This is a genomic window from Nitratireductor basaltis, from assembly GCF_000733725.1.
Lineage (GTDB): Bacteria > Pseudomonadota > Alphaproteobacteria > Rhizobiales > Rhizobiaceae > Chelativorans > Chelativorans basaltis.
Genome location: NZ_JMQM01000001.1, coordinates 971,599 through 998,467, shown reverse-complemented (window position 1 = coordinate 998,467; position 26,869 = coordinate 971,599). Strand labels below are relative to the sequence as shown.

At 59.0% G+C, this 26,869-nt stretch carries 27 protein-coding genes and 4 tRNA genes; 3 read left to right on the top strand and 28 right to left on the bottom strand.

The window, feature by feature from the left end; translation table 11 throughout:
- Positions 1–56 precede the first annotated feature (56 nt).
- The 15 genes from rpsQ to rpsL form a co-directional block, all read right to left on the bottom strand.
- Positions 57–299, bottom strand: a complete 243-nt coding sequence (gene rpsQ / locus EL18_RS04720) for a 30S ribosomal protein S17 (RefSeq protein WP_036480307.1) — start codon at positions 297–299, stop codon at positions 57–59.
- A gap of 11 nt (positions 300–310) precedes the next feature.
- Positions 311–511: a 50S ribosomal protein L29 gene (gene rpmC / locus EL18_RS04715; RefSeq protein ID WP_036480305.1), complete on the bottom strand. Its 201-nt coding sequence runs from the start codon at positions 509–511 to the stop codon at positions 311–313.
- 13 nt (positions 512–524) lie between these two features.
- Positions 525–938: a 50S ribosomal protein L16 gene (gene rplP / locus EL18_RS04710; RefSeq protein ID WP_036480302.1), complete on the bottom strand. Its 414-nt coding sequence runs from the start codon at positions 936–938 to the stop codon at positions 525–527.
- Between the two features lie 24 nt (positions 939–962).
- The gene (rpsC, locus tag EL18_RS04705) at positions 963–1,667 is read right to left on the bottom strand and encodes a 30S ribosomal protein S3 (RefSeq protein ID WP_036480299.1); all 705 of its coding nucleotides are present in this window, start codon (positions 1,665–1,667) and stop codon (positions 963–965) included.
- A complete protein-coding gene (gene rplV, locus EL18_RS04700) occupies positions 1,667–2,056 on the bottom strand; it encodes a 50S ribosomal protein L22 (RefSeq protein WP_036480298.1) in 390 nt (129 codons plus the stop codon). Before rplV ends, rpsC begins: the two co-directional genes overlap by 1 nt.
- Before the next feature lie 2 nt (positions 2,057–2,058).
- On the bottom strand, positions 2,059–2,337 hold the full coding sequence (gene rpsS / locus EL18_RS04695) for a 30S ribosomal protein S19 (RefSeq protein WP_036480295.1): 279 nt from the start codon (positions 2,335–2,337) through the stop codon (positions 2,059–2,061).
- Positions 2,338–2,353: 16 nt separating this feature from the next.
- Positions 2,354–3,190, bottom strand: a complete 837-nt coding sequence (gene rplB / locus EL18_RS04690; RefSeq protein ID WP_036480292.1) for a 50S ribosomal protein L2 — start codon at positions 3,188–3,190, stop codon at positions 2,354–2,356.
- A 19-nt stretch (positions 3,191–3,209) separates the two neighbouring features.
- The gene (locus EL18_RS04685; RefSeq protein WP_036480290.1) at positions 3,210–3,503 is read right to left on the bottom strand and encodes a 50S ribosomal protein L23; all 294 of its coding nucleotides are present in this window, start codon (positions 3,501–3,503) and stop codon (positions 3,210–3,212) included.
- Positions 3,500–4,120: a 50S ribosomal protein L4 gene (gene rplD, locus EL18_RS04680; RefSeq protein ID WP_036480288.1), complete on the bottom strand. Its 621-nt coding sequence runs from the start codon at positions 4,118–4,120 to the stop codon at positions 3,500–3,502. The genes EL18_RS04685 and rplD overlap by 4 nt, the downstream gene beginning before the upstream one ends.
- Positions 4,120–4,845 (bottom strand): 50S ribosomal protein L3, encoded by a 726-nt coding sequence (gene rplC, locus EL18_RS04675; RefSeq protein WP_036480286.1) that lies wholly within the window; start codon positions 4,843–4,845, stop codon positions 4,120–4,122. Before rplC ends, rplD begins: the two co-directional genes overlap by 1 nt.
- Before the next feature lie 80 nt (positions 4,846–4,925).
- The gene (gene rpsJ, locus EL18_RS04670; protein WP_036483982.1) at positions 4,926–5,234 is read right to left on the bottom strand and encodes a 30S ribosomal protein S10; all 309 of its coding nucleotides are present in this window, start codon (positions 5,232–5,234) and stop codon (positions 4,926–4,928) included.
- Between the two features lie 66 nt (positions 5,235–5,300).
- On the bottom strand, positions 5,301–6,476 hold the full coding sequence (gene tuf / locus EL18_RS04665; RefSeq protein ID WP_036480246.1) for an elongation factor Tu: 1,176 nt from the start codon (positions 6,474–6,476) through the stop codon (positions 5,301–5,303).
- Between the two features lie 61 nt (positions 6,477–6,537).
- Positions 6,538–8,628 carry an elongation factor G gene (gene fusA, locus EL18_RS04660; protein WP_036480284.1) on the bottom strand — a complete coding sequence of 697 codons (2,091 nt, stop codon included), beginning with the start codon at positions 8,626–8,628 and terminating at the stop codon, positions 6,538–6,540.
- A 30-nt stretch (positions 8,629–8,658) separates the two neighbouring features.
- Positions 8,659–9,129: a 30S ribosomal protein S7 gene (gene rpsG, locus EL18_RS04655; RefSeq protein ID WP_036480281.1), complete on the bottom strand. Its 471-nt coding sequence runs from the start codon at positions 9,127–9,129 to the stop codon at positions 8,659–8,661.
- 57 nt (positions 9,130–9,186) lie between these two features.
- A complete protein-coding gene (rpsL, locus tag EL18_RS04650) occupies positions 9,187–9,558 on the bottom strand; it encodes a 30S ribosomal protein S12 (RefSeq protein WP_036480279.1) in 372 nt (123 codons plus the stop codon).
- Positions 9,559–10,025: 467 nt separating this feature from the next.
- On the opposite strand from rpsL, the gene EL18_RS04645 reads away from it, so the two are divergent.
- The gene (locus EL18_RS04645; protein ID WP_036483979.1) at positions 10,026–10,307 is read left to right on the top strand and encodes a hypothetical protein; all 282 of its coding nucleotides are present in this window, start codon (positions 10,026–10,028) and stop codon (positions 10,305–10,307) included.
- Between the two features lie 99 nt (positions 10,308–10,406).
- Here the strand turns inward: EL18_RS04645 and rpoC are convergent, their stop codons facing one another.
- The 12 genes from rpoC to EL18_RS04585 form a co-directional block, all read right to left on the bottom strand.
- Positions 10,407–14,615 (bottom strand): DNA-directed RNA polymerase subunit beta', encoded by a 4,209-nt coding sequence (gene rpoC / locus EL18_RS04640; RefSeq protein WP_036480277.1) that lies wholly within the window; start codon positions 14,613–14,615, stop codon positions 10,407–10,409.
- Between the two features lie 144 nt (positions 14,616–14,759).
- Complete coding sequence (rpoB, locus tag EL18_RS04635; RefSeq protein WP_036480275.1) at positions 14,760–18,899, bottom strand: DNA-directed RNA polymerase subunit beta; 4,140 nt, start codon at positions 18,897–18,899, stop codon at positions 14,760–14,762.
- Positions 18,900–19,074: 175 nt separating this feature from the next.
- Entirely contained in the window at positions 19,075–19,452 is a 378-nt protein-coding gene (gene rplL / locus EL18_RS04630; protein ID WP_036480273.1) for a 50S ribosomal protein L7/L12, read from the bottom strand.
- Positions 19,453–19,503: 51 nt separating this feature from the next.
- Positions 19,504–20,022 (bottom strand): 50S ribosomal protein L10, encoded by a 519-nt coding sequence (rplJ, locus tag EL18_RS04625; RefSeq protein ID WP_036480271.1) that lies wholly within the window; start codon positions 20,020–20,022, stop codon positions 19,504–19,506.
- A 330-nt stretch (positions 20,023–20,352) separates the two neighbouring features.
- Positions 20,353–21,054, bottom strand: coding sequence for a 50S ribosomal protein L1 (gene rplA, locus EL18_RS04620; protein ID WP_036480269.1), 702 nt, complete (start codon positions 21,052–21,054; stop codon positions 20,353–20,355).
- A 4-nt stretch (positions 21,055–21,058) separates the two neighbouring features.
- Positions 21,059–21,487 carry a 50S ribosomal protein L11 gene (rplK, locus tag EL18_RS04615; RefSeq protein WP_036480267.1) on the bottom strand — a complete coding sequence of 143 codons (429 nt, stop codon included), beginning with the start codon at positions 21,485–21,487 and terminating at the stop codon, positions 21,059–21,061.
- A gap of 138 nt (positions 21,488–21,625) precedes the next feature.
- On the bottom strand, positions 21,626–22,153 hold the full coding sequence (gene nusG / locus EL18_RS04610; protein ID WP_036480265.1) for a transcription termination/antitermination protein NusG: 528 nt from the start codon (positions 22,151–22,153) through the stop codon (positions 21,626–21,628).
- Positions 22,154–22,184: 31 nt separating this feature from the next.
- A complete protein-coding gene (gene secE, locus EL18_RS04605) occupies positions 22,185–22,388 on the bottom strand; it encodes a preprotein translocase subunit SecE (RefSeq protein WP_036480250.1) in 204 nt (67 codons plus the stop codon).
- A gap of 234 nt (positions 22,389–22,622) precedes the next feature.
- Positions 22,623–22,698: transfer RNA gene (locus tag EL18_RS04600), tRNA-Trp, on the bottom strand.
- Positions 22,699–23,147: 449 nt separating this feature from the next.
- Positions 23,148–24,323 carry an elongation factor Tu gene (tuf, locus tag EL18_RS04595; protein WP_036480246.1) on the bottom strand — a complete coding sequence of 392 codons (1,176 nt, stop codon included), beginning with the start codon at positions 24,321–24,323 and terminating at the stop codon, positions 23,148–23,150.
- A gap of 168 nt (positions 24,324–24,491) precedes the next feature.
- Positions 24,492–24,565: transfer RNA gene (locus EL18_RS04590), tRNA-Gly, on the bottom strand.
- Positions 24,566–24,628: 63 nt separating this feature from the next.
- Positions 24,629–24,713: transfer RNA gene (locus EL18_RS04585), tRNA-Tyr, on the bottom strand.
- A gap of 193 nt (positions 24,714–24,906) precedes the next feature.
- Here EL18_RS04585 and EL18_RS04580 point away from each other — a divergent pair.
- Positions 24,907–25,731: a TrmH family RNA methyltransferase gene (locus EL18_RS04580; protein WP_036483976.1), complete on the top strand. Its 825-nt coding sequence runs from the start codon at positions 24,907–24,909 to the stop codon at positions 25,729–25,731.
- Positions 25,732–25,763: 32 nt separating this feature from the next.
- On the opposite strand, the gene EL18_RS04575 is transcribed toward EL18_RS04580, so the two are convergent.
- Positions 25,764–25,839, bottom strand: a tRNA-Thr gene (locus EL18_RS04575).
- A 154-nt stretch (positions 25,840–25,993) separates the two neighbouring features.
- Between EL18_RS04575 and EL18_RS04570 the strand changes: the two genes are divergently transcribed.
- Positions 25,994–26,767: an NAD kinase gene (locus EL18_RS04570; RefSeq protein ID WP_036480243.1), complete on the top strand. Its 774-nt coding sequence runs from the start codon at positions 25,994–25,996 to the stop codon at positions 26,765–26,767.
- Positions 26,768–26,869 lie beyond the last annotated feature (102 nt).

The following is a 26,869-nucleotide window of genomic DNA, read 5'->3' as shown; positions in this document are numbered from 1 at the left end:
CCTTCTAATTCTTCTGGGAAGCTGCTCTTAACGGCAGTCCCGGCATATTCCAATAATTATTGCGCCTGGTTCTCGGTAACGACGATCCAGCTCTTGTCCTTCGAGATCGGACGCGTCTCTTCGATCGACACCTTGTCGCCGACCTTGAAAGCGTTGTTCTCGTCATGTGCCTTGTACCGCTTGGAGCGGCGCACGGTCTTTTTCAAGAGCGGATGAGCGAACCGGCGCTCGACACGTACGACAATCGTCTTGTCGCCCTTGTCGCTAACCACGGTGCCCTGCAAAACGCGCTTTGGCATGTTCGCTTTCCTCAGGCGTTGTTGCCGGCCGACTTCTCGGCGGCGATTGTCTTGATACGCGCAATGTCACGGCGAACCTGCTTCACGCGCGCGGTTTTCTCGAGCTGTCCCGTCGCCCGCTGGAAGCGGAGGTTGAACTGCTCTTTCTTAAGCTTGGCCAGCTCGTCATTGAGCTGATCAGGGGTCATTGACCTTACGTCTGCGGCCTTCATGATGAACCGTCTCCTACTCTGCGATGCGCTGTACGAAGCGCGTCTTGACCGGGAGCTTGGCAGCACCGAGGCGCAGCGCCTCACGGGCCACGTCGATACCCACGCCGTCGATCTCGAACATCACGCGACCCGGCTTGACGCGGGCTGCCCAGTAATCGACCGAACCCTTACCCTTACCCATACGGACTTCCGTGGGCTTGGAGGTTACCGGAAGATCCGGGAATACGCGGATCCATACACGACCCTGGCGCTTCATGTAGCGCGTGATCGCACGGCGGGCTGCCTCGATCTGGCGTGCGGTTACACGCTCAGGCTCGAGGGCCTTGATGCCGAAGGAACCGAAATTCAGTTCCGTGCCGCCCTTTGCAGTGCCGTGGATGCGGCCCTTGAACTGCTTGCGGAATTTCGTGCGCTTTGGTTGCAGCATCTTTCTACTCCAAAATCCCGGCTATCAGGCGTTTTCACGGCGGCGGTTGTTGCCACCCTGGTCGCCTTCGACCGCACGACGCTCGGAAGCCATCGGGTCATGCTCAAGGATCTCGCCCTTGAATACCCAAACCTTCACGCCGCAAATGCCGTAGGCCGTCTTAGCTTCAGCCGTGCCATAGTCAACATCCGCACGCAGCGTGTGCAGCGGAACGCGACCTTCACGGTACCATTCGATACGGGCGATTTCCGCGCCGCCCAGACGACCCGAGCAGTTGATACGGATACCTTCTGCACCAAGACGCATGGCCGACTGAACCGCACGCTTCATGGCGCGACGGAATGCAACGCGGCGCTCGAGCTGCTGTGCGATCGACTGAGCAACAAGCGTGGCATCGATCTCGGGCTTGCGGACCTCGACGATGTTGAGATGCGTCTCCGCATTCGTCATCTGGGTCAGCTTGCGGCGCAGCTTTTCGATGTCAGCGCCCTTCTTGCCGATGATCAGGCCTGGACGGGCAGCATGGATCGTGACGCGGCACTTTTTGTGCGGACGCTCGATGACCACCTTCGAAATGGCAGCCTGCTTCAGTTCCTTCTGAATATAGTTGCGGATCTTGAGATCCTCATGAAGGAGCTGGCCATATTCGGCATTGTCCGCGAACCAGCGGGAATCCCAGGTCCGGTTGATGCCGAGGCGCAGGCCGATCGGATTGACTTTGTGGCCCATCAGGCGGCCTCCACTTGTTCTTCGACTTCGCGGACGACAATCGTCAGGTGCGAATAAGGCTTCAGGATCCGGTTGCCACGGCCACGGCCGCGTGCATGGAAACGCTTAAGAACCATCGACTTGCCGACAAAGGCCTCAGCCACCACCAGCGAATCCACGTCGAGATCGTGATTGTTCTCTGCATTTGCAATGGCCGATTCAAGCGTCTTCTTGACGGTACCGGCGATGCGCTTGCGCGAGAATTCCAGATCGGCGAGAGCGCTCGCCACTTTCTTTCCGCGGATCATGGCAGCAACGAGGTTCAGCTTCTGAGGGCTGACGCGGATCGTGCGCAATACGGCACGTGCCTCGTTATCTGCAAGCCTGCGCGGTGCTTTGGCTTTGCCCATCGTTACTTCCTCTTTGCCTTCTTGTCCGCCCCGTGGCCGTAATAGGTGCGGGATGGAGCAAATTCACCGAATTTGTGGCCGACCATCTCTTCAGAGACGAGGACCGGGATATGCTTCTGGCCGTTGTAGACACCGAAGGTAAGGCCAACAAACTGCGGCAGAATGGTGGAGCGGCGGCTCCACATCTTGATCACTTCCTTGCGGCCACTTTCGCGCACCTTCTCTGCCTTCTTGAGCAGAAAACCGTCTACGAACGGACCTTTCCAGACTGAACGGGACACTTGCCGTTACCTTTCCTTAAGACTTGCGCTGATGGCGCGAGCGCATGATGAACTTGTCAGTCGACTTGTTCGACCGCGTCTTCGCACCCTTGGTGGGCTTGCCCCATGGCGAAACCGGGTGACGACCGCCGGAAGTACGGCCTTCACCACCACCATGCGGGTGGTCGACCGGGTTCATGGTCACACCGCGGTTATGCGGACGCTTGCCCATCCAGCGCTTGCGGCCGGCTTTGCCGAGGCTCACATTCGAATGATCCGGGTTCGATACTGCACCGACAGTTGCCATGCAGTTACCGGATACAAGGCGCTGCTCACCGGAGTTCAGGCGCAGGATCGCCATGCCATCATCACGGCCAACCAGCTGGGCATAAGCACCAGCCGAACGTGCCATCTGGCCGCCCTTTCCTGCCTTCATCTCCACATTATGGACGATGGTGCCGATCGGCATGGAGCCGAGTGGCATGGCATTGCCGGGCTTCACGTCTACGGCCTTGGACGAGGCAATAACCTTGTCGCCGGCTGCAAGACGCTGCGGAGCCAGGATGTAGGACAGCTCGCCGTCCTCATAACGAACCAACGCGATGAACGCGGTGCGGTTCGGGTCATATTCAATGCGCTCGACAGTCGCCGAAACGTCAAACTTGCGACGCTTGAAGTCGATCAGACGGTAGGAGCGCTTGTGACCGCCACCCTGGAAGCGAGCCGTTACACGGCCCGTATTGTTGCGACCGCCCTTGGAGGTCAGACCTTCGGTCAGGCCCTTGACGGGCTTGCCCTTGTAGAGGCCCGAACGGTCGACGATCACCAGCTGACGCTGGCCCGGTGTTACCGGTTTGAAGTGCTTGAGTGCCATGTTCTAATCCCCGGGCCTCTCAAAGACCTGTCGCGATGTCGATCGAATGGCCCTCGGCCAGCGTGACAACTGCGCGCTTGACGTCGCTCTGTCTGCCGATCGTGCCGCGGAACCGCTTGACCTTGCCCTTGCGGACAAGAGTGTTCACACCCTTCACCTTCACACCGAAGAGAGCTTCAACCGCAGCCTTGATTTCAGGCTTGGTGGCCTTCGGCGCCACATTGAAAACAACCTGGTTGTTTTCGGAGGCGATGGTGGTCTTCTCGGTGATCGCCGGGCTGACGATCACGTCGTAATGGCGAAGATCCGTCATTTGAAGCGCTCCTCGAGTGCCTCGACAGCCGACTTCGACAGCACCAGCGTGCCGCGACGAAGAATGTCGTAAACATTGATACCCTGGACCGGCAGAACATCCACATTCGGGATATTTGCTGCAGCCCGCTTGAAGCCGGCGTCGATCTCGTTGCCGCCGATCATCAGCGCATTGGAGAGACCAAGCTTTGCAAAGCTGTCGACCAGAGCCTTGGTCTTGCCGTCGGCAAAGGTCAGGTCATCAAGCACGATGATCTGATCTGCACGAGCCTTGGCGGACAGTGCATGCTTCAGACCAAGCGCACGAACCTTCTTGGGGAGCTCGTGTGCATGGCTGCGAACAACCGGTCCATGAGCACGACCACCGCCGCGGAACTGCGGTACGCGAGCAGACGAGTGACGAGCGCGGCCCGTACCCTTCTGGCGGTACATCTTCGCACCGGTGCGTGCGATCTCTGCACGGCCCTTGGTCTTGTGCGTGCCCTGCTGACGCTTGGCAAGCTGCCAGCGGATCACGCGGTGAATGATGTCCTCGCGCGGATCAAGACCGAAGATTGCATCGGAAAGAGCAACCTTACCGGCATCCTTGCCTGCGAGTGTTGTTACCTTGACGTCCATTATTCTGCACCCTCGCTGGCACCGGCATTCTCAGCCGAATTCGAATTGCCTGCAGCACGGATGGCAGCCGGAACCGGAGCGTTCTCGGGCAGCGGCGCCTTCACCGCGTCACGAACCACGATCCAAGCGCCCTTGGAGCCGGGAACAGCACCGCGAACGAGGATCAGACCGCGCTCGGTATCCGTGGAGACGATTTCAAGGTTCTGGGTCGTCACGCGGGTGGAACCCATGTGACCGGCCATCTTCTTGCCCTTGAAAACCTTGCCCGGATCCTGACGCTGACCGGTCGAACCATGCGAACGGTGCGATACCGAGTTACCATGGGTTGCGCGACCACCACCGAAATTGTGGCGCTTCATGACACCCTGGAAGCCCTTACCGATCGAGGTACCGGTGACATCAACCTTCTGGCCGGCAACGAAGTGCTCGGCAGTGATCTCTGCACCAACCTCAAGAAGGTTGTCGGGGCTTACCCGGAACTCGGCCAGCTTGGCCTTGGGCTCGACGGAGGCCGTGGCGAAATGACCACGCATTGCCTTCGACGTGTTCTTCACCTTGGCCAGTCCTACACCGAGCTGAACAGCCGTATAGCCATTCTTCTCCTCGGTACGCTGCGCGACGACCTGGCAGTTTTCCATGCGCAACACCGTGACAGGGATATGCTCGCCCGCCTCGTTGTAGACGCGCGTCATCCCGATCTTCTGTGCGATAACACCTGAACGCATCGGTTCGATTTCCTTTCAGGGTTCCCGCCTCCGGCTGCTTCAAGCAACCTATCGCGGGTTCCTCACCTAATGTCTTCCGCCTACAACTTGATCTCGACGTCCACGCCGGCAGCCAGATCGAGCTTCATAAGCGCGTCGACCGTCTGCGGGGTTGGATCGACGATATCCAGAAGACGCTTATGCGTGCGCATTTCGAACTGCTCACGGCTCTTCTTGTCGATATGCGGCGAACGGTTCACCGTGAACTTCTCGATGCGCGTCGGCAGCGGGATGGGCCCACGCACATTCGCACCAGTGCGCTTTGCCGTAGACACGATCTCGCGGGTCGAGGAATCGAGCACCCGGTGATCGAAAGCCTTGAGGCGGATACGGATATTTTGTCCGTTCATCATTCTTCGTTTCCTTCTCCGCTGCGGCGCGGGCTTCTGCCGCGCCGCGCCGGATGCTGCCCCAGATTACTCGGTGATGGATGCCACGATGCCGGCACCGACGGTGCGGCCGCCTTCACGGATAGCGAAGCGCAGCTTCTCTTCCATGGCGATCGGCACGATCAGCTCGACGTCAACGGTCACATTGTCGCCAGGCATCACCATTTCCGTGCCTTCCGGCAGCGAAACAACACCGGTCACGTCCGTCGTGCGGAAGTAGAACTGCGGACGGTAGTTGGTGAAGAACGGCGTGTGACGGCCACCCTCTTCCTTGGTCAGGATGTAGGCTTCTGCCTTGAACTTCGTGTGCGGGGTAACAGAACCCGGCTTGCAAAGAACCTGGCCGCGCTCAACGCCCTCACGGTCGATACCGCGGATCAGAGCACCGATATTGTCGCCGGCCTGGCCCTGGTCGAGCAGCTTGCGGAACATCTCGACGCCCGTAACCGTCGTCTTCGTGGTGTCGCGGATGCCGACGATCTCGACTTCCTCGCCAACCTTGATGATGCCGCGCTCGACACGACCGGTCACAACCGTACCACGGCCGGAGATCGAGAAGACGTCTTCGATCGGCATCAGGAAGGGCTGGTCAACCGGACGCTCAGGCGTCGGGATGTAGGCGTCGACTTCCTTCATCAGAGCGCGGATTGCGTCTTCACCGATCTCCTTGTTGGAGTCTTCGAGAGCAGCAAGAGCCGAACCCTTGACAATCGGAATGTCGTCGCCGGGGAAGTCGTAGGACGACAGAAGCTCGCGAACCTCAAGCTCAACCAGCTCGAGAAGCTCGGCATCGTCAACCTGGTCAACCTTGTTCAGGAAGACAACGATGGCCGGAACGCCAACCTGACGGGCAAGAAGGATGTGCTCGCGGGTCTGCGGCATCGGGCCGTCAGCGGCCGAGCAAACCAGGATCGCGCCGTCCATCTGTGCCGCACCGGTGATCATGTTCTTCACATAGTCGGCGTGGCCCGGGCAGTCGACGTGAGCGTAGTGACGCGCTTCCGTCTCGTACTCGACGTGCGCCGTCGAGATCGTGATACCGCGTGCCTTCTCTTCAGGTGCACCATCGATCTGGTCATAGGCGCGGAATTCACCAAAATACTTGGTGATCGCGGCCGTCAGAGACGTCTTGCCGTGGTCGACGTGACCGATCGTCCCGATGTTCACATGCGGCTTCGTACGCTCAAATTTACCTTTGGCCATGTGAGGTCTCCGTTTCTTTCTTGCCTTTTACAGGCCTGTGTTACTGGCGCGCGCCTGAGGCTTACGCGTATTTCTTCTGGATTTCCTGAGCCACTGCGGTCGGCACCGGCTCGTAGTGGTCGAACTGCATCGTGTACTGGGCGCGGCCCTGAGACATCGAACGCAGGTTGTCCACGTATTTGAACATGTTGGCCAGCGGCACCATCGCGTTGATCACGGTGGCGATGCCGCGTGGTTCCTGGCCCTGAATCTGGCCACGACGGCCATTCAGGTCACCGATCACGCTGCCCACATATTCCTCAGGCGTCACGACCTCGACCTTCATGATCGGCTCGAGAAGCTGTGCACCAGCCTTCTGAGCACCCTCACGGAAGGCAGCACGTGCCGCGATTTCGAAGGCGAGAACGCTGGAGTCTACGTCATGGTAGGCACCATCGACGAGCGTTGCCTTCACGCCGAGCATCGGGAAGCCTGCAACCGGACCGGAAGACAGAACGCTCTCGATACCCTTCTGAACGCCGGGGATGTATTCCTTGGGAACGGAACCACCGACAATCTTGGATTCGAACTCGAACTCTTCGCTCTCGGTGTTCGGCTCGAAGATGATCTTGACGCGAGCGAACTGACCCGAACCACCCGACTGCTTCTTGTGGGTGTAGTCGATCTCGGCTGCCTTGGTGATGGTCTCACGGTAAGCAACCTGAGGCGCACCAACATTCGCTTCGACCTTGAACTCACGCTTCAGACGATCAACGATGATGTCGAGGTGAAGCTCGCCCATGCCGGCGATGATGGTCTGACCGGATTCCTCGTCGGACTTGACGCGGAAGGACGGATCTTCTGCAGCCAGACGGTTGAGCGCGAGGCCCATCTTTTCCTGGTCGCCCTTGGTCTTCGGCTCGATCGCGATCTGGATGACCGGATCGGGGAATTCCATGCGCTCGAGGATAACCGGCTTCAGCGGATCGCAAAGCGTATCACCCGTCGTGGTCTCCTTGAGGCCAGCCAGGGCAACGATGTCACCGGCATATGCAACTTCAAGATCCGAACGGGAGTTGGAGTGCATCTGCAGCATGCGGCCGATACGCTCGCGCTTGTCCTTGACCGTGTTCTGGAGCGAAACGCCCTTGTTCAGAACACCGGAATAGATGCGGCAGAAGGTCAGCGAGCCAACGAACGGGTCGTTCATGATCTTGAAGGCCAGCATGGAAAGCGGCTCTTCATCAGAGGACTTGCGGGAGATCTCGCCCTCGGTCTTGGGATCAACACCCTTGATGGCCGGAACTTCGAGCGGAGAAGGCAGGAAGTCCACAACACCGTCGAGAAGCGGCTGAACACCCTTGTTCTTGAAGGCAGAGCCACAGAACATCGGGAAGAACTTGACCTCGATGGTGCCCTTGCGGATCAGCTTGCGCAGTTCGTCATTGGAGGGCATTTCGCCTTCCAGATAACGCTCCATCGCGGCTTCATCCATCTCGACAGCCGTCTCGATCAGCTGCTCGCGATACTCTTCAGCCTTGGCCTGCATGTCGGCCGGGATCTCGACGATATCCCAGGCGGCGCCGAGATTTTCGGACTGCCACACAAGGGCCTTCATCTCGATCAGGTCGATAACGCCGGCGAAGTCGTTTTCAGCGCCGATCGGCAGCTGCATCACAACAGGCGTTGCACCAAGACGCGACTTGACCATCTCGGCGGAGCGATAGAAGTCCGCACCGATCTTGTCCATCTTGTTACAAAAGATCATGCGCGGGACATGATACTTGTCGGCCTGGCGCCAGACGGTCTCCGTCTGCGGCTCGACACCGGCATTCGCATCGAGAAGAGCGATGGCACCGTCGAGAACGCGCAGGGAGCGCTCGACTTCGATGGTGAAGTCAACGTGTCCGGGCGTATCAATGATGTTGAAACGGCGCTTCTTGCCGTCACGGCCTTCCCAGAAGGTGGTCGTAGCAGCAGAGGTGATCGTGATGCCACGCTCCTGCTCCTGCTCCATCCAGTCCATGGTGGCTGCACCATCATGAACTTCACCGATCTTGTGCGACTTACCCGTGTAGAACAGGATGCGCTCGGTCGTCGTCGTCTTACCGGCGTCGATATGCGCCATGATACCGAAATTACGGTAATCTTCGAGCTTATATTCGCGGGCCATCGTCGTTACCTCTTCAATCCGTGCCCGTCATTACCAGCGGTAATGCGAGAATGCGCGGTTGGCCTCAGCCATCTTGTGGGTGTCTTCACGCTTCTTCACGGCGGTACCGCGATTATTGGCAGCGTCAAGCAGCTCACCCGACAGGCGATCAACCATGGTCGTCTCATTGCGCTTGCGCGCAGCAGCAATCAGCCAGCGGATCGCCAGGGCCTGACGGCGCTCAGGACGAACATCGACCGGAACCTGATAGGTTGCACCACCAACGCGGCGGGAGCGAACCTCAACATGCGGCGCAACATTGTCGAGCGCCTGATGGAAGATGGCGACAGGCTCCTGCTTCATCTTCTCTTCAACGCTGTCGAATGCGCCGTAAACAATACGCTCAGCAGCAGACTTCTTGCCGTCGAGCATGATGGCGTTCATGAACTTGGTCACAACCACATCGCCGAATTTCGGATCCGGGTTGATCTCGCGCTTTTCTGCACGGTGACGTCGGGACATATCTTTCGTCTCTCACCTTCGTAGCCTGGCGCCATGAGGCACCAGCGCCGGACAACCTTACTTCGGACGCTTGGCGCCATATTTGGAGCGGCGCTGCTTGCGGCTCTTCACGCCCTGCGTATCGAGCACACCACGGATGATGTGGTAGCGAACGCCCGGAAGATCCTTCACGCGACCGCCGCGGATCATGACCACGGAGTGCTCCTGAAGGTTATGACCCTCACCGGGAATATAACCAATCACCTCGAAGCCATTGGCGAGCCGGATCTTTGCGACCTTGCGCATTGCCGAGTTGGGCTTCTTAGGCGAAGTCGTATAAACGCGCGTGCAAACGCCCCGCTTCTGCGGGTTTGCCTGCATGGCGGGAACCTTATTACGCTTCACCGGCGCTTGGCGCGGCTTGCGGATCAGCTGGCTTACGGTCGGCATCAAACCTTCCCTTGTTACAAATCTCGTGTCTCTTGCGAACGGGTTCGCTAACTCCAAGCGCCAGGTGACCATACGCAAATTCGGGCCGCAAACCGTGATACACGGTCTCGCCCGAACAAAAGCAGAGGAAGCAGTTGCCCGCTTCATGCGCCGGATGGTCTGTCGCTCGTAAAAACGAACCCTGTTTGAGGCCAGCTTCGGAGCGCGTCGCTCTGAAAATGGAAAGCCTCACATCGGCTCAGACGAGGCGGGTATTACGCTTAACATCGCCAATCGTCAACCCCGTCGCGCCTGATATCGTTATGGGAAGACGATAATTCCAGCCTGCCTGGCGCAAATTAGCACTTTTTTAACCCCTCAAGCCTGCCGCCCTGCCCTTTTAACTTCAGATCAGCCGCTATATGCCTGAAATGAGCCCGGCCGTAGGGCCTGAGAATCGCCGCGAATATGAAAAGGCAGAATCACGTATGGAAGAACAGGACATCCACCCCGTCAGCATCATTGTCGGTCGCGCCTGGCGTGAAGGCAGCAAGAAGCCCGAGGGTGTCCACATCCTCCTCATGGCGCCAGATGAAGACACCGCCGTTCGCATGGCCCTCGAAGCGCTCTCCGAGGAGGGCTATGCGGAAGCCGAGCTTGATCAGATCGGCGAGATGGAAGGCCCACCGGATGAAGAACCCCACCAGTCTGCCTGGCAAGGAGCTACCGAGGGCGAGATCGCGATCGTTACCTTCGACGACGACGAATAGCCAGCGCGCCACAGACCGGCTCGAACTGCCGACCAATGAAAAAGGCCGCCGAAGCAAAGCTCCGGCGGCCTTTTGATTTGTAGCTCGCTGAGCTGCCTATTATTCGGCAGCCCCGGACTGTGCGCCCGACATGTCGGCAAGCATCGGGTCGGCACTTTCTGCACCCGACGTCTTGCGACGCTCGTCGAGGATCAGGTCGTCACGCGAACGTGCGATGCGACGGACCTGGCTCATGGCACCACCGGTACCAGCCGGGATCAGGCGGCCCACGATCACGTTTTCCTTCAGACCCTGCAGGGTGTCGATCTTGCCGGCGACTGCAGCCTCGGTAAGGACACGCGTGGTCTCCTGGAACGAAGCGGCCGAGATGAAGGACGGCGTCTGCAGCGATGCCTTGGTGATACCGAGCAGAACCGGCTGACCTTCGGCAGGCTTCTTGCCCTCTTCCACCAGACGCTCGTTGACCTCGTCGAATTCGACGGAGTCGACGTGATCGCCGGGGATATAGGTCGAGTCGCCCTGTGCCGTCACCTCGATTTTCTGCAGCATCTGGCGAACGATCACCTCGATGTGCTTGTCGTTGATCAGCACGCCCTGCAGTCGATAGACTTCCTGGATCTCGTTGACGAGGTAGGAAGCCAGAGCCTCCACGCCCTTGATCGCCAGGATGTCATGCGGTGCCGGGTTGCCGTCGAGGATGTAGTCACCCTTCTCGATCTGGTCACCATCCTGCAGATGGAACGGCTTGCCCTTCGGGATCAGATATTCAACAGGCTCCTGGGTCGAGTCATGTGGCTCGATGATGATGCGGCGCTTGTTCTTGTAATCCCGGCCGAACCGGACAGTACCGTCGATCTCGGCGATGATCGCGTGATCCTTCGGACGACGTGCCTCGAACAGTTCGGCAACACGCGGCAGACCACCGGTGATGTCCTTGGTACGGGCACTTTCCGTCGGAATACGCGCGATCACGTCACCAGGCGCAACCTTTGCACCAGGCTCGACCGAAAGGATGGTCTCAACCGAGAGCAGGAACCGCGCATCACCGCCACGGGCGAGCTTTGCGACCTTGCCCTTGGAGTCGAGGATCGTCATGGCCGGCTTGAGATCGGTACCGCGTGGCGTCGAACGCCAGTCGATGACCTCACGCTTCGTGATGCCGGTGGATTCGTCGGTCGTCTCCTGAACGGAAACACCATCCACCAGATCCTCGAACGCAACCGTACCCTCGACCTCGGTGAGCATCGGGCGGGTATAGGGATCCCACTCGGCGATACGCTGACCGCGCTTCACCTTGTCGCCGTCGTCGACATACAGACGCGAACCATAGGTCAGTCGGTGCGAGGCACGCTCTGCGCCCTGCTCGTCCATGATCAGAACGGCCATGTTGCGGCCCATGACAACGAGGTGGCCCTCGGAGTTGCGGACAACATTGCGGTTGCGGATCTTGACCGTACCCTCGAAGGAAGCCTCGAGGAAGGACTGGTTCACGACCTGTGCCGTACCACCAACGTGGAAGGTACGCATGGTCAGCTGGGTGCCGGGCTCACCGATGGACTGGGCGGCGATGACACCGACAGCCTCACCGATATTGACCGGCGTGCCGCGTGCAAGGTCACGGCCGTAGCAGACCGCGCAGACACCGTTGCGCACTTCGCAGGTCAGTGCGGAACGAATGCGGACCGACTGGACGCCTGCGGTCTCGATGGCTTCGACATCGCGCTCGTCGATGAGTGTGCCTGCCTTGACGAGCACGTCACCCGTTGCCGGATGCAGAATGTCGTCAAGCGAGGTGCGACCGAGAACGCGCTGGCCGATGGAGGCAACCACCTGACCGGCATCCACTATGGGCTGCATGGTCAGGCCCTTCTCGGTACCGCAGTCCGGCGTGACGACGATGCAATCCTGCGCAACGTCGACGAGGCGGCGGGTAAGATAACCCGAGTTTGCCGTCTTCAGAGCGGTATCGGCAAGACCCTTGCGTGCGCCGTGGGTGGAGTTGAAGTACTCCATCACGGTCAGGCCTTCCTTGAAGTTCGAGATGATCGGCGTCTCGATGATGGAGCCATCCGGACGGGCCATGAGGCCGCGCATGCCGCCGAGCTGGCGCATCTGCGCCGGCGAACCACGGGCACCGGAGTGGGACATCATGTAGATGGAGTTCATCTGCTTCTGACGACCGTTCTCGTCAAACTCGATAGCCTTGATGCGCTTCATCATCTCGTCGGCGACCTTCTCCGAGCACTTGGCCCAGGCGTCGACGACCTTGTTGTACTTCTCGCCCTGAGTGATCAGACCGTCATTGTACTGCTGCTCATATTCCTTCGCGAGCGCCTCGGTCTCGGAGACCAGCTTCTCCTTGGTATCCGGAATGACCATGTCATCCTTGCCGAAGGAGATGCCCGCGCGGCATGCATGGCCGAAGCCAAGCTGCATGACACGGTCACAGAAGATAACCGTCTCTTTCTGACCGCAGTGACGATAGACCGTGTCGATCATCTTGGAGATGTTCTTCTTCGTCATCTCCTGATTGCAGATGTCGAAGGGAACATTGTGGTTCTTCGGCAGAAGTTCGCCGATGATCATGCGGCCAGGCGTGGTCTCATGGATCTGCGAGACCGGATTGCCGTTCTCGTCAACCGTCTTGAACCGGCCCTTGATCTTCGTGTGAAGCGTGACGACCTTGTTCTCTAGCGCGTGGTGCAGCTCGCCCATATCGGCGAATGCCATCCCCTCGCCCGGCTCGTTCTGGTTCATGATGGACAGGTAATAGAGACCCAGAACCATATCCTGCGACGGAACAATGATCGGTGCGCCCGAAGCCGGATGCAGGATGTTGTTCGTCGACATCATGAGAACGCGTGCTTCAAGCTGCGCTTCGAGCGACAGCGGCACGTGAACAGCCATCTGGTCACCGTCGAAGTCGGCATTGAATGCCGTACAGACGAGCGGATGCAGCTGGATGGCCTTGCCTTCGATCAGCACAGGCTCGAACGCCTGGATGCCGAGACGGTGAAGCGTGGGCGCGCGGTTCAGGAGAACCGGATGCTCGCGGATCACCTCATCAAGGATATCCCAGACTTCCGGCTTTTCCTTCTCGACCAGCTTCTTGGCCTGCTTGACGGTCGAGGAGTATCCCTTGGCGTCAAGACGGGCATAGATGAAGGGCTTGAAGAGCTCGAGCGCCATCTTCTTCGGCAGGCCGCACTGGTGCAGCTTGAGTTCCGGACCGGTCACGATGACCGAACGGCCGGAATAGTCGACGCGCTTGCCAAGCAGGTTCTGGCGGAAGCGACCCTGCTTGCCCTTGAGCATGTCGGAGAGCGACTTCAGCGGACGCTTGTTGGCACCGGTGATGACGCGACCGCGACGACCATTGTCGAACAGCGCATCAACCGCCTCCTGAAGCATGCGCTTCTCGTTGCGGATGATGATGCCCGGCGCACGAAGCTCGATCAGGCGCTTCAGACGGTTGTTACGGTTGATCACGCGGCGATAGAGATCGTTCAGATCGGACGTCGCGAAACGACCGCCGTCCAGCGGTACGAGCGGACGCAGATCCGGCGGGATCACCGGAACGATCTTCATGATCATCCACTCGGGACGATTGCCGGATTCCAGGAAGTTCTCGACGACCTTGAGGCGCTTGAGAAGCTTCTTCTGCTTCAGTTCGGACGTCGTTGAAGCAAGTTCGGAACGCAGGTCGCCCGCGATCTTCTCCAGTTCCATCGATTCCAGAAGATGATGGATCGCCTCGGCACCGATCATTGCGGTGAAGGAATCCTCGCCATACTCGTCAACGGCGAGCATGTACTCTTCTTCGGAAAGAAGCTGGTTTTCCTTCAGAGCCGTCAGGCCCGGCTCGGTCACGATGTAGTTCTCGAAATAGAGAACGCGCTCAATGTCCTTGAGCGTCATGTCGAGCAGCGTACCGATGCGCGAAGGCAGCGACTTCAGGAACCAGATGTGAGCAACCGGTGCGGCAAGCTCGATATGGCCCATGCGCTCACGACGCACACGCGAAAGCGTGACTTCGACGCCGCACTTCTCACAGATGACGCCCTTGTACTTCATGCGCTTGTACTTGCCGCACAAGCACTCGTAGTCCTTCATGGGACCGAAGATACGCGAGCAGAAAAGACCGTCACGTTCTGGTTTGAACGTACGGTAATTGATGGTTTCGGGCTTTTTGATCTCACCGAAAGACCAGGACAGGATCTTTTCCGGGCTCGCGAGCGAGATCCGGATTGAATCGAATGTCTGTGCCGGCGCCTGAGGGTTGAAAAGATTCATGACCTCTTGGTTCATGCCGATCTCCTTTGCGGGACGCTTTGTCCCTTGTCATCTGCGGTGCTGACGGCCGCCACCGCCTCACCGGTCCAATTCCCTTGGCCAAAGGCCAGCCCTTGCGAAGGGCGATGGCGCCGCGAGAAGGCTCGCGGCGCCCAATCCTTATTCGGCAGCGTCCGGCAGTTCCTGTGCCTGGCTGGTGCTGAAGCCCGAGTTTTCCAACTCGACATTGAGGCCAAGCGAACGCATTTCCTTGACGAGAACGTTGAAGCTCTCGGGAATGCCTGCCTCGAACGTGTCATCACCACGCACGATCGCCTCATACACCTTGGTACGACCGGCCACGTCATCCGACTTGACGGTCAGCATCTCCTGCAAGGTATAGGCCGCACCGTAGGCTTCAAGTGCCCAGACCTCCATCTCACCGAAGCGCTGACCACCGAACTGCGCCTTACCACCAAGCGGCTGCTGGGTGACGAGCGAGTATGGACCGATCGAGCGAGCATGGATCTTGTCATCGACAAGGTGATGCAGCTTCAGCATGTAGATGTAGCCCATCGTGACCTTGCGGTCGAATGGCTCACCCGTACGGCCGTCATAGAGCTGGGACTGTCCGCTCGAATGCAGACCCGCCTGTTCCAGCATCTCGTTGACGTCCGCTTCATGCGCACCGTCGAAGACCGGCGTCGCAATGGAGACACCGCGCTTCATCTGCTCGCCAAGGCGCACGATGCTCTCGTCGTCATACTGACGGACCGGCTCGTTGCGGTCATTGTCAGGAATGACGCTTTCGATCGTCTCGCGCAGCGGCTTGATGTCGCCGCTTTCCTTGTAGGCTTCGATCAGATCGCCGATCTTCTTGCCCATGCCGGCACAGGCCCAGCCGAGATGCGTCTCGAGGATCTGTCCGACATTCATGCGCGAAGGCACGCCAAGCGGGTTCAAAACGATGTCTGCATGCGTGCCGTCTTCGAGGAACGGCATGTCCTCGACAGGAACGATGCGCGACACGACACCCTTGTTGCCATGACGGCCAGCCATCTTGTCGCCGGGCTGCATCTTGCGCTTTACGGCGACGAAGACCTTGACCATCTTCATGACGCCCGGAGGCATCTCGTCACCGCGCTGGACCTTCTCGACCTTGTCCATGAAGCGATGCTCGAGCTGGCTCTTGGACTCGTCGTACTGTGCACGAAGAGCCTCAAGCTCGCTCTGCTGCTTCTCGTCCTCAACGGCGAACTGCCACCACTGCGAACGCGGATATTCCTCAAGGATCTCCGAAGTAACCGTCGTGCCCTTCTTGAAGCCCTTCGGTCCGGCAATAGCCGACTTGCCATCGAGCATCTCTGCAAGGCGTGAGTAGACGTTGCGGTCGAGGATCGACTGCTCGTCATCGCGGTCCTTTGCAAGACGTTCGATCTCTTCGCGCTCGATGGCCATCGCGCGCTCGTCCTTCTCAACGCCGTGGCGATTGAAGACGCGAACCTCGACAACGGTACCATAGGTGCCGGGCGGCATACGCATGGAGGTGTCACGCACATCCGATGCCTTCTCACCGAAGATGGCGCGCAGAAGCTTCTCTTCCGGCGTCATTGGGCTCTCACCCTTCGGAGTGATCTTGCCCACCAGGATATCGCCTGGCTGAACCTCGGCACCGATATAGGTGATGCCGGCCTCATCCAGGTTCTTGAGAGCTTCTTCCGAGACATTCGGGATGTCGCGGGTGATCTCTTCCGGTCCAAGCTTGGTGTCGCGAGCCATGACCTCGAATTCCTCGATATGGATCGAGGTGAAGATGTCATCGCGAACGATACGTTCGGACAGGAGGATGGAGTCCTCGTAGTTGTAGCCGTTCCAGGGCATGAACGCGACGAGCACGTTGCGGCCCAGAGCCAGATCACCGAGATCGGTCGACGGACCGTCTGCGATGATGTCGCCCTTGTTCACATGATCGCCAACGCGAACCAGCGGACGCTGGTTGACGCAGGTGTTCTGGTTGGAACGCTGGAACTTCATCAGGCGATAGATGTCCACGCCCGACTGGGAAGCATCGACATCTTCGGTCGCGCGGATAACGATACGGGTCGCATCCACCTGATCGACCACACCCGTGCGGCGTGCAGCAATCGCAGCACCGGAATCGCGTGCCACGATGGGCTCCATACCGGTACCGACAAACGGTGCCTCTGCACGAACCAGTGGCACGGCCTGACGCTGCATGTTCGAACCCATGAGCGCGCGGTTGGCGTCATCGTTCTCGAGGAACGGAATGAGCGCGGCCGCAACCGAAACGAGCTGCTTCGGCGAAACGTCCATGAGGTCGACATTCTCACGCGGTGTCATGAGCACTTCGCCGGAGTGGCGGCAGATCACGAACTCATCGGCGAAAGTGCCATCGTCGTTCAGCGAGGCATTGGCCTGAGCCACATAGTGCTTGGCCTCTTCCATGGCTGAGAGATAGACCACGTCCTGCGTGACCTTGCCGTCAACGATCTTGCGATACGGGCTTTCGATGAAGCCATATTTGTTGACGCGGGCGAAGGTGGCAAGCGAGTTGATCAGACCGATATTCGGGCCTTCCGGCGTCTCGATCGGGCAGATACGGCCGTAATGGGTCGGGTGAACGTCGCGTACCTCGAAACCTGCACGCTCACGCGTCAGACCACCCGGTCCAAGTGCCGACAGGCGGCGCTTATGCGTGATTTCGGACAGCGGATTCGTCTGATCCATGAACTGCGAGAGCTGCGAGGACGAGAAGAACTCGCGAACGGCAGCAGCGGCAGGCTTCGCATTGATGAGATCCTGCGGCATGACCGTGTCGATCTCGATCGAAGACATGCGCTCCTTGATCGCGCGCTCCATGCGCAGCAGACCCAGACGATACTGGTTCTCCATTAGCTCGCCGACCGAACGCACACGGCGGTTGCCGAGATTGTCGATATCGTCGATCTCGCCCTTGCCATCGCGCAGTTCTACAAGCGTACGCACGACTTCAACGATGTCTTCCTTGCGAAGGACACGAACCGTATCCGGGCACTCGACGCCCAGACGCATGTTCATCTTCACGCGACCGACTGCCGAAAGGTCATAACGTTCTGCGTCGAAGAACAGCGAGTTGAACATCGCCTCTGCCGTCTCGAGCGTCGGCGGCTCGCCCGGGCGCATCACACGGTAGATGTCGAACAGCGCGTCCTGGCGGCTCTCGTTCTTGTCGGCAACCAGCGTGTTGCGGATGTAACCGCCGATATTCACGTGGTCGATGTCGAGGAAATGAACCTCTTCCTCACCCGTCTCGAGCAGGACCTTGAGGGTCTTGTCGTCGATTTCGTCACCGGCCTCGAGGAAGATCTCACCCGTCATCGGATTGACGATATCCTCGGCGAGATAGTTGCCAAGAAGGTCTTCCTCGGTGGCGCGAATGGCCTTCAGGCCCTTCTCTTCCAGCTGACGTGCCTGACGTGCGGTGATCTTCTTGCCCGCCTCGACAACAACCTCGCCCGTATCGGCATCGACCATGTCGGTCGTTGCCTTGATGCCGCGGAAACGGTCGGCGGAGAAGGGAATGCGCCAGCCATCCTTGTCGCGACGGAAGGTCAGCTGGTTGTAGAAGGTCGACAGGATTTCTTCCGAATCCATGCCAAGCGCCATCAGAAGCGATGTCGCTGGAATCTTGCGGCGACGGTCGATACGTGCATGCACCACGTCCTTGGCATCGAATTCGATGTCGAGCCAGGAACCACGATACGGAATCACGCGAGCGGCGAAAAGCAGCTTGCCCGAGGAATGGGACTTGCCCTTGTCGTGATCGAAGAAGACGCCCGGCGAGCGGTGCATCTGCGACACGATCACGCGCTCGGTACCGTTGATGATGAAGGTGCCGTTGTCCGTCATGAGCGGCATGTCGCCCATATAGACATCCTGCTCCTTGATGTCCTTGATGGACTTCGCGCCCGTGTCCTCGTCCACATCGAAAACGATGAGGCGCAGCGTCACCTTGAGCGGCGCTGCATAGGTGAGGTCGCGCTGGCGGCACTCGTCAACGTCGAACTTGGGGGCCTCGAATTCGTATTTGACGAATTCGAGCATCGCCGTACCGGCAAAATCCTGGATCGGGAAAACCGATTTGAAGACCGACTGCAGACCTTCATCCGCACGTCCGCCCTCCGGCTCGTCCACCATGAGAAACTGATCATATGATGCCTTCTGAACCTCGATGAGGTTGGGCATCTCCGCAACTTCCGGAATGTTACCGAAAAATTTGCGTACGCGCCTGCGACCGTTGAATGTGAGGGTCTGGGCCATCGTCGCTCCTTGCCTGCCTGGCTTGCCTGCCATCGTCCGCGCCGTCTGTGACGGCTGATCAAAACGGGTGAAAACCCGTTTCCCAAAGGCCGTTGGTCCGGCCTTTGGGAAAGAGGCTTCCGTAAAACGTCAATGGGCGCGGCCCGCGGAAGAGTTTCCGCAGGCCGCATCCATATTACTTGAGCTCGACCTTGGCGCCGGCACCTTCGAGCTGGCTCTTGATCTTCTCAGCTTCGTCCTTGGCAACGCCTTCCTTGATTGCCTTCGGAGCGCCCTCAACGAGGTCCTTCGCTTCCTTCAGGCCCAGGCCGGTGATGCCACGGACTTCCTTGATGACGTTGATCTTCTGTGCACCGGCATCGGTGAGGATCACGTCAAACTCGGTCTTCTCTTCAGCAGCTTCACCGCCGGCAGCAGCGCCACCAGCAGCAGCAACTGCAACAGGAGCAGCGGCAGAAACGCCCCACTTCTCTTCGAGCATCTTCGAGAGCTCAGCCGCCTCGAGGACGGTCAGGTTCGAAAGGTCTTCAACGATCTTTTCGAGATCAGCCATTTTTCACTTCCTTTAAAAGTTCGAACTTCGTGTATTGATTGAGGAACGGCCTCACGCCGCCTCGTCCTTCCGGGAATAGGCGCCGAACACGCGGGCAAGATTTCCTGCCGGTGCGTTGACGACCTGTGCAATCCGGGTTGCCGGCGTATTGATCATGCCGACAATCTTCGCCCTGAGCTCGTCCAGCGACGGCATGGTGGCCAGAGCCTTCACACCATCAGCATCGAGCACGGTCGGACCCATCGAACCGCCGAGGATGACAAGCTTGTCATTGGCCTTGGCGAAATCGTTGGCGACCTTCGGAGCAGCAACCGGATCATCCGAATAGGCGATCAAGGTCTGTCCTTCGAACAGCGCCTGGATACCCTCGGATGGCGTTCCCTGAAGAGCGATCTTGGCAAGACGGTTCTTCGCGACCTTGACGGTACCGCCCGCCTCACGCATCTTCGAACGAAGATCGTTCATCTGCGCGACGGTCAGTCCGGCATAGTGGGCCACGACGACCGAACCGGTGTTCTGAAACACCTCGTTCAGGCTCGTGACGAATTCGCGTTTTTCCGCTCTTTCCACAGCCTTTCTCCATTTGACGACGGGTGAGTAGAACCCAGCCGCCGGGTTGCCTTTTGCCGAACGGGTCATCCATCGGATCACCCGAACGACGTTCGAGGATCCTGCCCCCTTTCGCCACGCCCGAAGACGCAAGGACAAAAGGCATACACGGTCCGAACTTTCATTTGCCGCATGCGCGGCGAAATCCGGTTCGCACCCGTCTCATGCAGGCCCATATGAATTAAGGCGAGCCGCCTGCAATCTCGGACAGGATTTGCCAGAGTTTCCTCTGACATTCCGAGCCGTTTCCGGCCCGGAATTCTTCGGCGGGGCGAGAGGCCCCGCAATTCATCAGGACGCGCTGAGCGTCGACGGGTCGATCTTGAGGCCCGGGCCCATCGTGGTGGTGAGCGCAACACGCTTGAGGTAGTTGCCCTTCGCACCCGTAGGCTTGGCCTTGATCACAGCATCAGCGAAAGCGCGGATGTTCTCGGCGATCGCATTGGCATCGAAGGAAGCCTTGCCAACGCCTGCATGAACGATACCGGCCTTCTCTACGCGGAACTCTACGGCACCGCCCTTGGAAGCCTTGACGGCAGAAGCCACATCCGGCGTCACCGTACCGACCTTCGGGTTCGGCATCATGCCGCGCGGTCCAAGCACCTTACCAAGACGACCGACCAGCGGCATCATGTCAGGCGTGGCAATGCAGCGATCAAAGTCGATCTCGCCCTTCTGGACGGTTTCGACCAGATCTTCCGCACCCACGATGTCGGCACCGGCAGCCTTTGCTTCCTCGGCCTTGTCGCCGCGAGCGAAGACGGCAACACGTACATTGCGGCCCGTGCCGTTCGGCAGGTTCACAACGCCGCGGACCATCTGGTCGGCATGACGCGGGTCAACGCCCAGATTCATCGCAACTTCGACGGTCTCGTCGAACTTCGCGGTCGCACGCTCCTTCAGAAGCGCGACGGCTTCATCAAGGCTGTACTGCTTGTTGCGGTCGATACCTTCGCGGCTCTTGGCCACGCGCTTTGCAAGTTTCGTCGCCATATCTTCAGCCCACCACTTCAAGGCCCATGGAACGAGCGGAACCTTCGACCATACGCATGGCCGCATCCACATCATTCGCGTTCAAATCCTTAAGCTTGGCTTCCGCGATCTCACGCACCTTGTCCCGCGAAATCTGACCTGCCGAAGCCTTGCCTGGCTCCTTGGAACCGGACTTCAGGTTGGCGGCCTTCTTGAGGAAGTAGCTCACCGGCGGCGTCTTCATGGTGAAGGTGAAGGATTTGTCCTGATAGTATGTAATCACTACAGGAATCGGGGAACCCTTCTCGGCTTCCTGCGTTTGCGCATTGAACGCCTTGCAGAACTCCATGATGTTGATGCCACGCTGACCAAGCGCAGGACCGATCGGGGGCGACGGCGTAGCCGACCCGGCGGGAACCTGAAGCTTGAGCTGGCCTGCAACTTTCTTAGCCATCTCTAATCTGCCCTATCATTTGCCCAACCGGTTTCCGGTTGGGGCGGTTGCAGTTTGGTGGTTCGGCTTGCACTGCAACCGGCTAAAGCCGCAGCCACCTTCCACCGTTTCAGCCCGACCTGAGGTCGGACAATCCAATCAGAGCTTTTCGACCTGATCGAATTCCAGATCCACAGGCGTTGCACGCCCGAAGATCGAAACCTCTACCTTGAGGCGCGAACGCTCCTCGTCGACTTCCTGCACATAGCCGCTGAAGGAAGCGAAGGGACCATCGGAGACGCGCACCTGCTCGCCGATCTCGAAGCTGATCGAAGGCTTCGGACGCTCGACACCCTCCTGAACCTGATTCAGGATACGGTCGGCTTCGGCCTGCGTGATCGGTACCGGCTTGGAATCCCCAAGAAAGCCGGTGACCTTCGGCGTGTTCTTGATCATCGAGAACACGGCATCGGTCAGATTGGCCTTCACCAGGACATAGCCGGGAAAGAACTTGCGCTCGGCGTCAACCTTGCGACCGCGACGCACCTCGACAACCTTCTCGGTCGGAACGACAACCTGCTCGATCTCGTGGCTCAAGCCCTTCTGGCGAGCCTGCTCTTCGATCGATTCGGAAACTTTCTTCTCGAAATTCGAATAAGCGTGGACGATGTACCAACGCGCAGTCATCTCAAAAAATACTCCTGTTCGTTGGTGGCGCTCAGCTGCCGATCTGCAGGATCAGCTCGATTGCCCACGCCATCAACTGGTCAGCGGCAAAGAAGAAAATCGCAGCCAGCGCCGCAAAGGCGATAACCATAAGGGTCGAGATAAGTGTCTCGCGCCGCGACGGCCAAGTCACTTTGGCAGTTTCCGACCGCACCTGCTGCAGGAACGTAAATGGATTAGTGGTCTTCGACGCCATATGCCGCTCTTTATTCTGTAGCGTCCGGATTTGCTCCGGATCTTGTAACCGCCCGGATCAACCCGGTGGATGCAAAATAGGCCTAGCGAATCGCTGCCGTATTCCACACATGCAACAAAGGCGCGTAAAGCTGCTCGCCAGCTCCACGCACCGCCTGTCTGCCGCTCTACATAATTGCGATTCCCCCAACGCGCAAGAGGCTTTTAAGGGATAGCGCTTCTCGTGTGGGGAAAATGGCAGGGGCAGAGGGGCTCGAACCCCCGACCTGCGGTTTTGGAGACCGCCGCTCTACCAACTGAGCTATACCCCTTTGCCGCGCGCATTGCGCTGCGACGGCGGTTCAATATTACGCCCTGCCGGCATTGTCCAGAGTCCGAAGGCCATCGCGGGGCTATTTCCTGAAGAAATTTTCCGATCTCAGTGAAGTGCGCAGTAGCTGTTGGCACCGGTCCCCGGCGCATTCTCGAAAACACAGCGCGGATGCGGATATGCTCCGCATTTCTCATTGAGGTCCTTGAAACCGACACACTTGCCGTCGGGCCCACGATAGCCTGGCCCACCCTTGCAACCACAGCCACGACATGCCGGTCGTTCAGGACATTTTACATCCGAATTTGCCGGAATGACGGACGAAAGGCAGACCGGCAATATCAGCAGCGGAAGCAAAAGTAGATATGTCCGCAACATGACGAAATTTGCTCCAACGGAAAAGGGCGAGCCTCGCGGCCCGCCCCTGATCCTTACCACATCGAGTTGAGATTACTCGGTGATGGATGCCACGATGCCGGCACCGACGGTGCGGCCGCCTTCACGGATAGCGAAGCGCAGCTTCTCTTCCATGGCGATCGGCACGATCAGCTCGACGTCAACGGTGACATTGTCGCCAGGCATCACCATTTCCGTGCCTTCCGGCAGCGAAACAACACCGGTCACGTCCGTCGTGCGGAAGTAGAACTGCGGACGGTAGTTGGTGAAGAACGGCGTGTGACGGCCACCCTCTTCCTTGGTCAGGATGTAGGCTTCTGCCTTGAACTTCGTGTGCGGGGTAACAGAACCCGGCTTGCAAAGAACCTGGCCGCGCTCAACGCCCTCACGGTCGATACCGCGGATCAGAGCACCGATATTGTCGCCGGCCTGGCCCTGGTCGAGCAGCTTGCGGAACATCTCGACGCCCGTAACCGTCGTCTTCGTGGTGTCGCGGATGCCGACGATCTCGACTTCCTCGCCAACCTTGATGATGCCGCGCTCGACGCGACCCGTCACAACCGTACCACGGCCGGAGATCGAGAAGACGTCTTCGATCGGCATCAGGAAGGGCTGGTCAACCGGACGCTCAGGCGTCGGGATATAGGCGTCGACTTCCTTCATCAGAGCGCGGATTGCGTCTTCACCGATCTCCTTGTTGGAGTCTTCGAGAGCAGCAAGAGCCGAACCCTTGACAATCGGAATGTCGTCGCCGGGGAAGTCGTAGGACGACAGAAGCTCGCGAACCTCAAGCTCAACCAGCTCGAGAAGCTCGGCATCGTCAACCTGGTCAACCTTGTTCAGGAAGACAACGATGGCCGGAACGCCAACCTGACGGGCAAGAAGGATGTGCTCGCGGGTCTGCGGCATCGGGCCGTCAGCGGCCGAGCAAACCAGGATCGCGCCGTCCATCTGTGCCGCACCGGTGATCATGTTCTTCACATAGTCGGCGTGGCCCGGGCAGTCGACGTGAGCGTAGTGACGCGCTTCCGTCTCGTACTCGACGTGCGCCGTCGAGATCGTGATACCGCGTGCCTTCTCTTCAGGTGCACCATCGATCTGGTCATAGGCGCGGAATTCACCAAAATACTTGGTGATCGCGGCCGTCAGAGACGTCTTGCCGTGGTCGACGTGACCGATCGTCCCGATGTTCACATGCGGCTTCGTACGCTCAAATTTACCTTTGGCCATCTTATTTCCCTTAGGCGGCGTGGTTGGAATTGCAGATGCGGGGGCGATTAGCGGCTATGGCCGAAAAAAACAAGGGGGCATGCATCATTCAGCCGTTCGCGAATGCCGAACGCGCAAAAAGCCATGCCCGGCCCGGCAATCAAAACCACTTCTAGTGATCGGAGCATCTGGAGCGGGTAGCGGGAATCGAACCCGCATATTCAGCTTGGAAGGCTGCTGCTCTACCATTGAGCTATACCCGCGTACAGCGTGAACAGCCCCCTTTCGCTTAACGCTTGGAGGGCAACTCGCTCAGGTCCGGCCGGTGGTGGAGGGGGCTGGATTCGAACCAGCGTACGCATAGCGAACGGATTTACAGTCCGTCTCCTTTAACCACTCGGACACCCCTCCGGAACCGGAACCGTGTAGCGAGCTACTTGTGCGTCTGGGCCTCGGTTCTGGCCTCGGCCCGTCTGCGAGGCGCGTTATGGCGAGGACGACTTCTTCTGTCAACCGTGTGACAGCACTCCGTGGATAAAATTTTGCCGCCTCGCCCAACAGCCTGATGGCAGGCGGCGGCCTCATCGTTTATAGGCGTTGGATCATGACAGATGAGAAGAAGGCCGGCTCGGCCAAAGACAGCCACTATGCGCGCCTCAGGCGGGCCCATCGCGAACGCAAGCAGGTCACGGCACCAAGCGCGCCTGACCTGCCAGAGCACCAGGTGCGCCTCTACGGCCTTCACACGGTTCGGGCCGCGCTCGACAATCCCTCGCGCAAGATCCTGCGCATGTTTGTCACCCGCAATGCCGCCCAAAGGCTGGAGCTCGGGGACCTGCACGCCCTGCCCTATCCCGCAGAACTCGTGGAGCCGAAGGCAATCGATGCATTGGTGGGCAGCGAGGCCGTACACCAGGGCGTGGTCGTCGAAGCCCATCGCCGCAAGGCCAAGGCGCTCAGCGAGTTGGGCAGGGCCAGCCTCGTCCTTGTTCTCGACCAGGTCACCGATCCACACAATGTGGGGGCCATCATGCGTTCGGCCGTCGCATTTAACGTGGACGCATTGGTGACAACGACAAGGCACAGCCCTGCCGAATCAGGCGTTCTCGCCAAATCGGCATCGGGAGCCCTTGAGCATATCGATCATATAGAGGTTCGAAATCTCGCCAATGCGATTGAGGAACTTCACGCTGCCGGCTTCCAGACGGTCGGTTTGGATTCGGAAGGCCCCGAACCGCTGGAAGGAACCTTGGAAGGCGGGAAGATCGCCCTGGTCCTTGGAGCTGAAGGAAAAGGCCTGCGCCAGAAGACGCGCGAAACGGTTACCGCCCTCGCCCGTCTCGACATGCCAGGCGCGATCCGTTCGCTCAACGTATCCAACGCAGCAGCCGTATCGCTGTACATAGCACGGCAGGCGCTGAAGGGCTGAGCGGATCAGATAGGCGCGGAAATTTCCAGAAATGGTGCCCCCGGCAGGATTCGAACCCGCGACCCCCTGATTACAAATCAGGTGCTCTACCAACTGAGCTACAAGGGCAGTGGCGTGCGCATAGCAAAAAGTTTCGTCTTTGGAAATGGTTTCTGTGCTTTATCTGCAGGTCTAGTCGCGCCGGTGTCGCGCTTTGCAGCAGCTTTTACGCGTGCTAGGCGATAACCGCCTTTCGCTTGGATAGACCGGGACACAACTTTCAATGTCAGAATTTCCTGCAGCGATAACCTTTGTCTCGGCGGAAACGGAGGATGCCCGTGAGGCCGCGGCACGGCTTTCCGCGCTTTATGGGCAGGAAAAGCTGGCGGATGCCGACATCATCGTGGCTTTGGGCGGTGACGGCTTCATGCTGCAAACGATGCGTGACACGATGGGCAGCGGCAAGCGCATCTATGGCATGAATCGCGGCACGATCGGTTTCTTGATGAATGAATATCGCGAGGAAGGCTTGCGGGAGCGCATCGCCGCAGCCGTTCCCGAAACGATACGCCCGCTGGAAATGACCGCAACCGATGCAGAAGGCCTCAGCCACAAGGCTCTTGCCATCAACGAAGTCTCATTGCTGCGCCAGTCCTATCAGGCGGCAAAGATCAGGATCGCAATCGACGAGAAGGAACGTCTGGAAGAGCTCATCTGTGACGGAGTGATGGTGGCCACGCCCGCCGGCTCCACCGCCTACAATCTTTCCGCACAAGGTCCGATCCTGCCGCTGGACGCACCGCTTCTGGCGCTCACCCCCGTCAGCCCCTTCCGACCGAGGCGCTGGCGCGGCGCACTGCTTCCCAACCAGTCCACCGTTGATTTCGAGATCCTCGAACCGCAAAAGCGCCCGGTGAACGCGGTGGCAGATCACACCGAGATAAAATCGGTACAGCGCGTGCGCGTGCGCGAGTCCCATGATCTGACCGTTACAGTAATGTTCGATGCGAGCCATTCCTGGGACGAGCGTATTCTCTCCGAACAATTTCGCTATTGAGGATGGTAACTACATCCGCGGAACCGGATGGCGACATTAAACATTCTCGTAAAAGAATGCCCAGGCAGAGCGATTTGGATATATTCGTGCGCCAGACCTGTT